The organism is uncultured Merdimonas sp., assembly GCF_963929015.1.
In the GTDB taxonomy this organism is placed as follows: domain Bacteria; phylum Bacillota; class Clostridia; order Lachnospirales; family Lachnospiraceae; genus Merdimonas.
Genome location: NZ_CAWVHE010000015.1, coordinates 33,318 through 44,306 on the forward strand (window position 1 = coordinate 33,318; position 10,989 = coordinate 44,306).

Genomic DNA, 10,989 nt, shown 5'->3' on the forward strand with positions numbered 1-10,989 from the left:
CGGCGAAGCCGCAGATCCTGCGAAAGTCTGCGTCAGGTAATACCCAGTACAAGTTGACGCAGGCATCAACTTTCCCTGGGCCAAGGTTTTCCACCTCTGGACACCGGAGGAAAGGCTCGCCGCCTCTCCACGCCGCACAGGCGCTGCCGCCCTGTACCCGGCCAAAGGGCGCTGCCCCTTGACTCCAACAAAGGGCTGGCTGCCCTCTGTACTCCCGCCGGTGAACCTGGCATCCACCCAAAGAGCGGTGCCCGCCCGTTTCACCGGTTCCGTATCCACACCGCTGCGCCCATAAGCGGGATCTGGATACGGAATACGCCTGCGGGGATTGCCGGTCAAAGTATCGGATACAGGCCCGCTGTTTTTCCCGTAAATGCCCCGAAATCATGCGGTTTTCTTCCCTGGTGTCAGGACCTGAAAGCCGTGTTCCCTGGCGTAGGCGCTGGCGGCAGCTTTCCGTTCCTCACTGTAGGGCGGCACCAGCCGGATGGACAGCCGGGATTTGTCCAGCACATAGACCACGCCGCCCTCCGGTGTGCTGCGCTCCAACCGGCACAGCAGCGGATAGTTCCGGCTGAAATCGGCAAGCCTGCGCTTCAGGCTGGCGTTGAAGGTATAGATACTGGCAAGGCGCTCCCCCTCATTCCAGTTGATGATGGTTTCCTTCTCATATTTAGACAGCTTTGTCATACATTCCCTCCTCATAATCCGTAGTGGTTTTCAGTACACGCAGGCTGCGCTTGAGACGGCGGCACTCGTCCATCTCCCTGCGAAGATGGTGGTAAAAAGCTTCATACCAGCTTTCTCCGGTCTCCGTGTCTATCTTCCGGACCAGACCCAGCATCCGGCGTTTTGCCTCCGGGTCAACAGCCATGGCTGCCAGCCACTTCAGCCGGGTCACCGTATGATTGCGGCTGGGACAACCAAAAGCATACAAAATCTTCTTTTCTTTCCTGCTCAATGTCATAATGATATTCCTCCGTTTCTTTGCTGCGGGGACATAGCCCCGCATGATAAACTTGTTGCTGTGTGCCGGTCTGCCCGCAAGCCGTTCCTGCCCGGAATCTCTCCCGGCGTATCGCCCCCTTTGGTGCGCTCTCGTCATGGCGTCACTTCCCCGGGGGGCATATCCCCTTGCGCCCGGTCATTCAGTTTTAAGGTTCTATATCTTTCTTACAGGAACCATTTTACCGAAAAAACTGGGCTATCTTCCTATGTCCAAGACGTTGGAAAACTTCCCAAAATCCCTATATTTCCACGCTTTTGGAATCGTGTTATAATGGGGGCAGCTACTTCAGGAAATGTAAGAGAGAGGGGGCATTGGATGCATTATAAACTGACGATCCCGGAAAGGCTCCAGGATCTGCGCAAGGAAAGGCACCTGACACTGGAACAGCTGGCGGAACAGACCGGCCTGTCCAAATCGGCGCTGGGAAAATATGAGAGCGATGACTACAAGGACATCAGCCCGTTTGCGATCGCAACGCTGGCGGAATTTTACGGCGTATCTACCGACTACCTGATGGGGCTGGCGGAAAATAAAAATCACCCAGACACAGAACTCCAGGCCCTGCATCTGAGTGACGATATGGTGGAACTTTTGAGCAGCAGAAAGATCAACAACCGGCTTCTCTGCGAACTGGCTACGCATCCGGATTTTCAGCGGTTCATGACAGATATGGAAATCTTTATCGACCGGATCGCCGATATGCGGGTGGAGCAGATGAACCTGGTGCTGGAGGCCGCCCGGCAGGCTGTCCTGGATAAATATGCCCCGGGAGAGAACGACCTCTATGTGCGGACACTGGAACTGGGGCAGGTGCAGGAAAGCGACTTTTTCAGCCATGTCCTGCATGAGGACCTGGACGGCATCATCCGGGATATCCGGGAGGCCCACAGGAAAGACAGGACCACTGCCGATGCGCAGCCCTCGCTGGAGGATGTGAAGGAAAAATTTGAGCAGGCCGTGGGGCAGGGCAGCGATTTGGAAATGTTGATCCAGGAGTTCTGCGATAAGCTGCAGATCCCCTTTGAGAAGATCTCTTCGGAAGATTTCTCGGCATTCCTGCGGATACTAAGCCTGTCCCGGATACTCAAAAATCCCAACAACATGCGGGGGAAAACCAGGCTACAGCCGCACTGCGCACCCAGGCGCAAGAAACGCAGGTAACAAAAGCCATCCACCGTTAAAAGTGAATGGCTTCCGTGTTTCCCGGCTCCGGACCGGAACTATTTGTTTCTATCCCGCAGCTTCACCTGCTCCCGGGCTTCCTGCTGGACGAGCAGCCCCGCTGAAAAACCATATTTAAAGTGGCTTTCGTTTTCCTCGCACTGGATGATTGCCTCCTGTGTACGCAGTTCTTCCACCAGGTTATAGTCTTCCTTGCTCAGCCGTTCCGATAAGCTCTCCATCAGATCGGCACAGGCTTTGACTGCCCTCCTGTATTCCTGCGAGTCGGCAACCACCGTTTCACAGGGATAAAACCTGCCGTTATACATTTCTTCCAGGACCATGCAGCACCTCCTTCAGACGAAGACCATCTCAGAGAAGATGATCTCCTCTGCCCGGCTTTGGATGCTGTTCATGGCTTGGACCCAGGCAAGCGGGTCACGGGATTTCAGTTCCTCGGTGATGCCTTCTGCCGCCTGCATCTGCGAGATGATACACGCCAGACGGTCAGCGGCCTGGTCATTCAGGTCGGCAAGATACGTCCAGAGTGTCCCTGACAGAAGCAGTTCATTGTACCTGCCGGGACGGTGTTCTTTCAAAAATGCCCTGTGGATCCGTCCCCACCGCCCGATGGGACGGCTTTCCTCTGGCAGCTTCAGGTCTGGAATGTAGTAATCTCCGGCAAGGACATAATCCAGGCCGTTGCTGTCATCATGAATTTGTTTGTTCAATTCTTCCATATCGATCTCCTGTATTCGTTTTTGTACGAATCCAGTTGATCGTGTCCCTGTCCATCCGTTATTCAAGGCAACTGAACTCGTCACCATGAATTATGGCATATCTTTACGGTCATTCTTGTCCGGATTATTGTCATCCATCTCCTTCGATTTTTTTACATGGTGCGGATTTACATGGACTGGCCTCATCCCACTGTCCTGCAGGAACTTCCCCAAATTGAACCAGTAATGTCCCGTTGGTTCCATTCCGGGGATCACAGCGGTTTTGCCAGCTTTCTCCTTGATATCCTCAACCCATGCCATGAATGTCAGGAACCCTGCTTCATCGTTACTGAACGCCAGTGGCTTATCGGAAAATTCATAATTACGCCAGTCGAATGCCCTTACATAATGGGTTGCACTTCCGACATCAATCCCAAGGACTAAAGTTTCTTCCGTAATAGATGCAATTTTTGCGTTTTGTGTGTTATACTTCATTTCAGATACCTCTCTGTTTAATAAGATTTTTACTAACCCGCAAAGTCAGCAAATCTTATTTTACTCTGAGGTATCCTTTTTTCTCAACCACCTTTCATGGGATTCCCTATATTTGAATTATACAGGAAGCTCCTTAAATTCTTCGTTCAATAACTTTGCCATTTTTGTTTGCTCTGTTGGAAACATATGGGCATAACGATAAGTAATATCAACACTTTCATGTCCTACCCTATTTCCAATTGATACAGCCGAAAATCCCATACTGATCAGCAGAGAAATATGCGAATGCCCTTACGGTATAATTACGACAAACCGGAAAAGCCCCGTAGGATCAAGGGTTTTGAGGTTTTCAGTCTGATTTTTTCATCCTTTTCCAAACCGAAAAATCATACTGAAATAAGTCGAATTGCAGGTGGTGTTTCATTAACGACAAATGAATAGCAGAAAGGAACTCAAAACCTTTTGATTCCAAACACAACAGAATATTGGATTTAAGCGAAGCCGTCACTTGTTTTAAGTGGCGGCTTTTGTTGTTTCCAGGGCTGTTATGCAGGCACATGACAACACCCAATCAGAAATGAGGTGAAGTCATTGAACCCACAAATCATCGCCGTTGCCAACCAGAAGGGCGGCGTCGGCAAAACGACTACCTGCGCCAACTTAGGCATCGGGCTGGCGCAGGCCGGAAAGAAGGTGCTGCTGGTGGACGCTGACCCCCAGGCCAGCCTGACCATCAGCCTGGGCAACCCGCAGCCGGACAAGCTGCCCTTTACCCTCTCGGACGCGATGGGCCGCATCCTCATGGACGAGCCGCTGCGCCCCGGCGAGGGCATCCTGCACCACCCGGAGGGCGTGGACCTCATGCCCGCCGACATCCAGCTCTCCGGCATGGAGGTATCCCTGGTGAATGCCATGAGCCGAGAGACCATCCTGCGGCAGTATCTGGACACGGTGAAGGGACAGTATTCCCATATCCTCATCGACTGCCAGCCCTCCCTGGGAATGCTCACGGTCAACGCGCTGGCCGCCGCCAACAGGATCATAGTCCCCGTCCAGGCGGAGTATCTGCCCGCCAAGGGACTGGAACAGCTGCTGTCCACCATCAACAAGGTCAAGCGGCAGTTGAACCCTAAGCTCCAGATCGACGGCATCCTGCTGACGATGGTGGACAACCGAACCAATTTTGCCAAAGAGATCGCCGCCCTGCTGCGCGAAACCTACGGCAGCAAAATCAAGGTGTTTGGCACCGAGATTCCACATTCGGTCCGGGCCAAGGAGACCAGCGCCGAGGGCAAGAGCATCTTCGCACATGACCCCGGCGGCAAGGTGGCGGAAGCCTATAAAAATCTGACACGGGAGGTGATAAAACTTGAAAAGCAGCGCGAAAAAAGTAGAGCTGGCCTCAGTCGATGACCTGTTTTCTACCGAGGAAAGCCGCGCCGATGCCCAGCGGGAGAAGGTTCTGGAAATCCCCCTGTCCGAGCTGCATCCGTTCAAGGACCACCCCTTCAAGGTCAAGGATGACGAGGCCATGATGGAGACCGCCGACAGCATCCGGCAGTACGGCGTGCTGGTCCCGGCCATTGCCCGCCCGGACCCGAACGGCGGCTATGAGCTGGTCGCCGGGCACCGGCGGCACCGGGCCAGCGAACTGGCTGGCAAGGATACCATGCCGGTTATTGTCCGGGATCTGGACGATGACCAGGCCACCATTATCATGGTTGACAGCAATTTGCAGCGGGAAAGCCTGCTCCCCAGTGAGCGGGCTTTTGCTTATAAGATGAAGTTGGAGGCCATGAAGCGACAGGCTGGCAGACCGTCTAAAGAAAATTGTTCCCAACTTGGGAACGATTTTGGGAAGAAGTCGAGCGAGGTATTGGCTGAACAGGTTGGCCAGAGTAAAAACCAGATTTTTCGTTACATCCGCCTGACCGAGCTGATTCCCGAGATGCTGGACATGGTGGATGAGAAGAAAATCGCCTTCAATCCGGCCTATGAGCTGTCCTTTCTCAAGAAAGAGGAACAGCGGGATTTGCTGGACGCGATGGACAGCGAACAGGCCACGCCGTCGCTCTCTCAGGCCCAGCGGCTGAAAAAGTACAGCCAGGAGGGCCACCTGACCCTCGACATGATGCGCGTCATCATGGGGGAAGAAAAGAAAAACGACCTGGACAAGATCACCTTCACCAGCGACACCCTGCGCAAGTATTTTCCAAAGAGCTACACCCCCGCCCGGATGCAGGAGACCATCATCAAGCTGCTGGAACAGTGGCAGCGCAAGCGCCAGCAACAGCACGAACGCTGAGAAAGGAGCCGCCTATGAGGGATATTTCAGCCCGTGAGCTGAAAGGACATAACATTTTGGCTGTGGAGCGTTTTCGGGACAATACCCGCTGGATGATCGAGTTTTCCGTCCTGCGCCCCGGCTCCTACGGCAGCCCCGGCGATGAAATGCGGCTGTTTCTCACCGAGGACAGTTATCAGGCCGCCTTACTCAGCCAGCAGCGCCGGGAGATCAAAATCAAAAAGTGCGCCCATGTGATTGAGGGCCACGTCCTGTATGTAAAGAAAAAACGGAGGAAACGAGATGTTCAGAGAAAAAGAAATCTGTGATGCCATTCGCACAGCGTATCTGCACCTGTTCCCTGATAAAAAGGAACGGAAACGGGCGCTCTCCAGACTGGACCTGGAGCTTGTGGCGCAGGGTGTGCGCTATCGTGGGGAAACCGTCCTTGCCTACCAGACTTCCGGCAGCCATGAGCGCGCCCTGGACTATTACGGGCCGGAGCTGTTTCCCCAGCGGGGATGCTGCATTTATCAAAAAACGGTCCAAAGTCATTCCACCCAGGTGGATGCCGCCTGTATCCGGGAACTGTGGCTCCTGGAGAATGGACGGTTTGTGGAGGTGTCCGGTGTAACCACAAAATACCGTTCGGCATACGAGCGGTTTTCTACCTGCTACCGCACAGTCCACCATATCGTCAAGGGCCGGGACTGGCAGGGCTATCCGCCAGAGGAGATTGCCGATGCCTTTGAGGACATCAACGACCATCCCTTTGACGGGATGCCCGGAGTTTTCTATGAAGTTTGAGCCGCGTCATAACTGACAGCGGCTTTTTTTATGCCATGAATGCCGAGAGGAGTGATGAAATGGCCGTTTTTCGTATTGAACGGACCCGTGATTATACCGTTATGAGCAACCACCACCTGCGCGACAAGGCGCTGTCGCTGAAATCCAAGGGGCTGCTTTCCATGATGCTGTCCTTGCCGGAGGACTGGAACTACACCACACGCGGCCTCGCCAAAATCTGCAAGGAGGGCGTGGACGCCATCGGCGGGGCGCTGCGGGAGCTGGAAGCCGCCGGGTATATCGTCCGCCACCAGATGCGGGACCGGCAGGGGCGCATCAGCGACACCGAGTATGTCATCTATGAGCAGCCCCAGCCCAAAGCGCCGGATACGCCCCAGCCGGATACGGCTTCACCAGATACGGAAAACCCGTATCTGGATAGCCCGGATACGGAAAAGCCCGCAGAATTAAATATAGAGAAATCAAAGACCCAAAAATCAAATACCCAGGGAGCAAGTACCGATTCCATTCCCTTCCGGGAAACTGCGGCGGCCAGGCCGCCGGAACGGAAAGGACGGGATGCGATGTCGGTGGAAGAAATGCAGAGTTATCGGGATTTGGTGTTGGAGAACATCGAGTACGACCACCTGTGCCGGGAGTTTGCCACCTACCGGGAGGATTTGGACGAGATCGTGGAGCTGATCGTGGAGACGGTCTGCGCCAGGCGTAAGACCACCCGGATCGCCGGGGCGGACTTCCCCCATGAGGTGGTGCGGTCCCGGTTCTTGAAGCTGGACAGCTCCCACATCGAGTTCGTCATGGAGTGCCTGCACAACAACACCACCGAGGTCCGCAACATGAAGCAGTACCTGCTGACCGTGCTGTTCAACGCGCCCACCACCATGAACAATCACTACACGGCCCAGGTCAACCACGATATGCACGCAGGCGGCTGGTAATGGCTGCCTTTTCTGCTGCACCGCCCAAGGAGGCACGATATGAACCAGATGGAAATTTTCAAAAACCCGGAGTTTGGAAGCATCCGCACTTTTGAGCAGGACGGCAAGGTGCTGTTCTGCGGAACGGATGTAGCAACTGCTTTGGGATATGCCAATCCCCGTAAGGCCGTCCGCGACCACACCCGCTGTGGAACGAAATGTTCCATAGGGGTCCAGACCGGCAAGAAGGCAGATGGCTCACCCGCCGTACAGATGGTGGAGATGCTCTTTATCCCCGAAGGCGACGTTTACCGGCTCATCGTCCACAGCAAGCTGCCCTCGGCGGAGCGATTTGAACGCTGGGTGTTCGATGAAGTCCTGCCCAGCATCCGCCAGCACGGGGCCTACCTCACCAGGGAGAAGCTGTGGGAGGTCGCCACCTCGCCGGAAGCCCTGTTGAAGCTCTGCTCCGACCTGCTGGCGGAGCGCGAGAAGAACGCGGCGCTGCAAGCGGACAACGCCCGGCTGCAAGGCAAGGCCGTCTACTACGACCTGTTCATCGACCTGCGGCACAGCACCAACCTGCGCACCACCGCCAAGGAGCTGGACGTGCCGGAGCGGCGCTTTATCCGCTTTCTGCTGGAACGCCGGTACGTCTACCGCACTCCGTCGGGCTGTGTGCTGCCCTACGCCAAAGGCAGCAACGAGGGCCTGTTCTGTGTCAAGGATTTTTGCCGCAACGGCCACACCGGCTCCTACACGCTGGTGACGCCAAAGGGCAAGCTGCACTTTGCGGAACTTCGGTCCCTGATTTTGGTGACGGTATGACGGGCCGCCACCTGTTACGGCGGCTGGTGGTCCCGCCTTAGTACCCAAGACCGCTTTCTGCATAACCGACGAAGGGAGGCGAGAAAAATGCAGGAGGAAGTGGAAAACAGGACTTTGACGCTGGTAGTCAGCGGCACAAAGTTCACCGGGCGGCTGTTCAAGGCCGCCATATCCAAGTACATGGCCCACCGCAGGGAGAAGAAGCTGGAAAAGCAGCGCAGCCGGGATTCCCCCGTCACCCCCAAGGGCAAACAGACGGTAAAGCAGCTCATCGGGCAGAACCAGGGCGTTTCCAACATTGAGATCAACGACCCGTCCATCCGGGACTTTGAGCGTATCGCCCGCAAGTACGGCGTGGACTATGCGGTGAAAAAGGACCGCAGCACTTCGCCGCCCAAGTACCTGATCTTCTTCAAGGGCCGGGACGCCGACGCGCTGACCGCTGCTTTTTCTGAATACACCCAGAAAAAGGTCAAGAAGGCGGACCGCAGCGAGCGCCCGCCTGTGCTGGAGAAGCTCGCCCAGTTCAAAGAGCTGCTCAAAAATACCGTGGTGGACCGCAGCCGCCGGAAGGAGCTGGAACGATGAAGCAGGTGAATGTGAAAAAGCTGGTGCTGCTGAACCTGCCCTACTTCCTGCTGGGCCTGTTTGCCACCAACCTGGGCGAAGCCTGGCGGCTGGCGACCGGCGCGGATGCCTCGGCCAAGATGCTCTCGTTCTTCTCCACCCTGCCGGTGGCGCTGGCGAGCTGGGTGGCCCAGCCTGCACCCGCTGGATTTTCTGGTGGGGCTTTGCTGCGGCGCTGGCTTGCGGCTGGCGGTGTACCTGAAAGGCAAGAACGCCAAGAAGTTACCGCCACAACGTGGAGTATGGTTCGGCCCGTTGGGGCACCCATGAGGATATTGCCCCCTACATCGACCCGGTGTTCCAGAATAACGTCATTCTGACCCAAACCGAGCGCCTTACCATGTCCAGCCGCCCCAAGAAACCCCAAGTATGCCCGCAACAAGAACGTGCTGGTCATCGGCGGCAGCGGCTCCGGCAAGACCCGCTTCTGGCTCAAGCCCAATCTGATGCAGATGCACAGCTCCTACGTCGTTACCGATCCCAAGGGCACCATCCTGGTGGAGTGCGGCAAAATGCTCCAGCGGGGTGCGCCCAAGCTGGGCAAGGACGGCAAGCCGGTGAAGGACAAACACGGCAAAATCGTGTATGAGCCATACCAGATCAAGGTGCTGAACACCATCAACTTCAAGAAGTCGATGCACTATAACCCCTTCAGCTATATCCATAGCGAAAAGGACATCTTGAAGCTGGTGACAACGCTGATCGCCAACACCAAGGGCGAGGGCAAGGCCGGGGATGATTTCTGGGTCAAGGCAGAGACGCTTTTGTACTGCGCGCTGATCGGCTACATCCACTACGAAGCCCCGGTGGAGGAACAGAACTTTTCCACCCTCATCGAGATGATCAACAGCATGGAGGTCCGGAGGACGATGAGGAGTTCAAAAACGCCGTGGACCTGATGTTCGATGAGCTGAAAGAGCGGGAACCCAACCACTTCGCGGTGCGGCAATATGTCAAATATAAATTGGCCGCGGGCAAAACCGCTAAGTCGATTTTGGTGAGCTGCGGTGCCCGGCTGGCGGTGTTCGACATTGCCGAGCTGCGGGAGGTCACGTCCTACGACGAGCTGGAGCTGGACACGCTGGGCGACCGGCGGACGGCGCTGTTTTTGATTATGAGTGACACGGACGATTCCTTTAATTTTTTAATCTCCATGTGTTACACCCAGCTATTCAACCTGCTCTGTGAAAAGGCCGACGATGTGTACGGCGGGCGGCTGCCGGTCCATGTGCGCTGCCTCATCGACGAGTGCGCCAACATCGGCCAGATCCCCAAGCTGGAAAAGCTGGTCGCCACCATCCGAAGCCGGGAGATTTCCGCCTGCCTGGTCTTGCAGGCACAGAGCCAGCTCAAGGCCATCTACAAGGACAACGCCGACACCATCATCGGAAATATGGATTCCTCCATTTTCCTAGGCGGCAAGGAGCCAACCACGCTCAAGGAGCTGGAGGCCGTGCTGGGCAAGGAGACCATCGACACCTACAACACCGGCGAGAGCCGGGGGGCGGGAGACTTCCCACTCGCTCAACTATCAAAAATTGGGCAAGGCGCTGATGAGCCAGGATGAGCTGGCCGTTATGGACGGCGGCAAGTGCATCCTCCAGCTGCGCGGGGTGCGGCCGTTTTTGTCGGATAAGTACGACATCACCCAGCACCCCAACTACAAGTACACCGCTGACGCCGACCCGAAGAACGCCTTTGACATCGAAGGCTACCTCAAGGCCCGGCTGAAGCTCAAACCCAACCAGGTCTGCGACGTGTATGAGATCGACGCCGCAGCTGGCGAATGATGTTCCGCTGTGAAAGGAGGGGTCCTATCTACTCGCCACAACCGCCCCGAAGGGGCCATCGGCGTACAAAGCGGACGATCTCTATCAAAAAAATGAAAAAGGAGGAAGGCCGGAATCAAGCCCCCGGAAACCGGGCGGCGATCATCCGGCTTTTGTATGCCTATGAACCATGACTAAATCAAACTTTTCAAACTGATTCCGGCCAACTTTATTTATGGAATTTTTCAATCAGGCAATCACCGTTCTCCAGACCCTCGTTATCGCCCTCGGTGCCGGTCTCGGCGTATGGGGCGTCATCAACCTGCTGGAAGGTTACGGCAACGACAACCCCGGCGCGAAAAGCCAGGGCATG

13 protein-coding genes and 3 pseudogenes are annotated in these 10,989 nt (G+C 55.7%); 10 read left to right on the plus strand and 6 right to left on the minus strand.

The window, feature by feature from the left end:
- Nucleotides 1–384: 384 nt before the first annotated feature.
- Complete coding sequence (locus ABGT54_RS10640) at nucleotides 385–690, minus strand: molecular chaperone (RefSeq protein WP_346664076.1); 306 nt, start codon at nucleotides 688–690, stop codon at nucleotides 385–387.
- A complete protein-coding gene (locus tag ABGT54_RS10645) occupies nucleotides 674–1,105 on the minus strand; it encodes a hypothetical protein (protein WP_346664077.1) in 432 nt (143 codons plus the stop codon). The genes ABGT54_RS10640 and ABGT54_RS10645 overlap by 17 nt, the downstream gene beginning before the upstream one ends.
- A 219-nt stretch (nucleotides 1,106–1,324) precedes the next feature.
- Here ABGT54_RS10645 and ABGT54_RS10650 point away from each other — a divergent pair, with 219 nt between their 5' ends.
- Nucleotides 1,325–2,170 (plus strand): helix-turn-helix transcriptional regulator, encoded by an 846-nt coding sequence (locus ABGT54_RS10650; protein ID WP_346664078.1) that lies wholly within the window; start codon nucleotides 1,325–1,327, stop codon nucleotides 2,168–2,170.
- 59 nt (nucleotides 2,171–2,229) lie between these two features.
- Here ABGT54_RS10650 and ABGT54_RS10655 read toward each other — a convergent pair whose 3' ends face one another.
- From ABGT54_RS10655 to ABGT54_RS10670, 4 genes and pseudogenes are all read right to left on the minus strand, one after another.
- Nucleotides 2,230–2,514, minus strand: a complete 285-nt coding sequence (locus ABGT54_RS10655) for a DUF6809 family protein (protein ID WP_346664079.1) — start codon at nucleotides 2,512–2,514, stop codon at nucleotides 2,230–2,232.
- A gap of 12 nt (nucleotides 2,515–2,526) precedes the next feature.
- On the minus strand, nucleotides 2,527–2,910 hold the full coding sequence (locus ABGT54_RS10660; protein ID WP_346664080.1) for a TnpV protein: 384 nt from the start codon (nucleotides 2,908–2,910) through the stop codon (nucleotides 2,527–2,529).
- 99 nt (nucleotides 2,911–3,009) lie between these two features.
- Nucleotides 3,010–3,384, minus strand: a pseudogene (locus ABGT54_RS10665) (transposase); the annotation flags it as partial.
- 117 nt (nucleotides 3,385–3,501) lie between these two features.
- Nucleotides 3,502–3,672: pseudogene (locus ABGT54_RS10670) on the minus strand (site-specific integrase); the annotation flags it as partial.
- A gap of 303 nt (nucleotides 3,673–3,975) precedes the next feature.
- Between ABGT54_RS10670 and ABGT54_RS10675 the strand changes: the two are divergent.
- The 9 genes and pseudogenes from ABGT54_RS10675 to ABGT54_RS10715 form a co-directional block, all read left to right on the plus strand.
- Nucleotides 3,976–4,797, plus strand: coding sequence for a ParA family protein (locus ABGT54_RS10675; protein ID WP_346664081.1), 822 nt, complete (start codon nucleotides 3,976–3,978; stop codon nucleotides 4,795–4,797).
- Nucleotides 4,754–5,689, plus strand: coding sequence for a ParB/RepB/Spo0J family partition protein (locus ABGT54_RS10680; protein ID WP_346664082.1), 936 nt, complete (start codon nucleotides 4,754–4,756; stop codon nucleotides 5,687–5,689). Before ABGT54_RS10675 ends, ABGT54_RS10680 begins: the two co-directional genes overlap by 44 nt.
- Before the next feature lie 14 nt (nucleotides 5,690–5,703).
- Nucleotides 5,704–5,997 (plus strand): DUF5720 family protein, encoded by a 294-nt coding sequence (locus ABGT54_RS10685; RefSeq protein WP_346664083.1) that lies wholly within the window; start codon nucleotides 5,704–5,706, stop codon nucleotides 5,995–5,997.
- Nucleotides 5,972–6,475, plus strand: coding sequence for a hypothetical protein (locus tag ABGT54_RS10690; RefSeq protein WP_054334596.1), 504 nt, complete (start codon nucleotides 5,972–5,974; stop codon nucleotides 6,473–6,475). Before ABGT54_RS10685 ends, ABGT54_RS10690 begins: the two co-directional genes overlap by 26 nt.
- 59 nt (nucleotides 6,476–6,534) lie before the next feature.
- Nucleotides 6,535–7,413 (plus strand): DUF6017 domain-containing protein, encoded by an 879-nt coding sequence (locus tag ABGT54_RS10695; RefSeq protein ID WP_346664084.1) that lies wholly within the window; start codon nucleotides 6,535–6,537, stop codon nucleotides 7,411–7,413.
- A gap of 39 nt (nucleotides 7,414–7,452) precedes the next feature.
- The gene (locus ABGT54_RS10700; protein WP_346664085.1) at nucleotides 7,453–8,220 is read left to right on the plus strand and encodes a BRO family protein; all 768 of its coding nucleotides are present in this window, start codon (nucleotides 7,453–7,455) and stop codon (nucleotides 8,218–8,220) included.
- A gap of 87 nt (nucleotides 8,221–8,307) precedes the next feature.
- Complete coding sequence (locus ABGT54_RS10705) at nucleotides 8,308–8,808, plus strand: PcfB family protein (protein WP_346664086.1); 501 nt, start codon at nucleotides 8,308–8,310, stop codon at nucleotides 8,806–8,808.
- Nucleotides 8,805–10,637: pseudogene (locus ABGT54_RS10710) on the plus strand (type IV secretory system conjugative DNA transfer family protein). The gene ABGT54_RS10705 and the pseudogene ABGT54_RS10710 overlap by 4 nt, the downstream one beginning before the upstream one ends.
- Before the next feature lie 214 nt (nucleotides 10,638–10,851).
- Nucleotides 10,852–10,989 (plus strand): Maff2 family mobile element protein (locus ABGT54_RS10715; RefSeq protein WP_346664087.1); only part of this gene is annotated, 138 nt, incomplete at its 3' end.

Excerpts from the sequence above, each read along its gene's own strand:
- ABGT54_RS10645 (WP_346664077.1), bottom strand. The coding sequence starts at position 1,105 with ATGACGAGAGCGCACCAAAGGGGGCGATACGCCGGGAGAGATTCCGGG.
- ABGT54_RS10695 (WP_346664084.1), top strand. The coding sequence starts at position 6,535 with ATGGCCGTTTTTCGTATTGAACGGACCCGTGATTATACCGTTATGAGC.
- ABGT54_RS10700 (WP_346664085.1), top strand. The coding sequence starts at position 7,453 with ATGAACCAGATGGAAATTTTCAAAAACCCGGAGTTTGGAAGCATCCGC.
- ABGT54_RS10650 (WP_346664078.1), top strand. The coding sequence starts at position 1,325 with ATGCATTATAAACTGACGATCCCGGAAAGGCTCCAGGATCTGCGCAAG.
- ABGT54_RS10640 (WP_346664076.1), bottom strand. The coding sequence starts at position 690 with ATGACAAAGCTGTCTAAATATGAGAAGGAAACCATCATCAACTGGAAT.
- ABGT54_RS10655 (WP_346664079.1), bottom strand. The coding sequence starts at position 2,514 with ATGGTCCTGGAAGAAATGTATAACGGCAGGTTTTATCCCTGTGAAACG.
- ABGT54_RS10660 (WP_346664080.1), bottom strand. The coding sequence starts at position 2,910 with ATGGAAGAATTGAACAAACAAATTCATGATGACAGCAACGGCCTGGAT.
- ABGT54_RS10705 (WP_346664086.1), top strand. The coding sequence starts at position 8,308 with ATGCAGGAGGAAGTGGAAAACAGGACTTTGACGCTGGTAGTCAGCGGC.
- ABGT54_RS10685 (WP_346664083.1), top strand. The coding sequence starts at position 5,704 with ATGAGGGATATTTCAGCCCGTGAGCTGAAAGGACATAACATTTTGGCT.
- ABGT54_RS10690 (WP_054334596.1), top strand. The coding sequence starts at position 5,972 with ATGTTCAGAGAAAAAGAAATCTGTGATGCCATTCGCACAGCGTATCTG.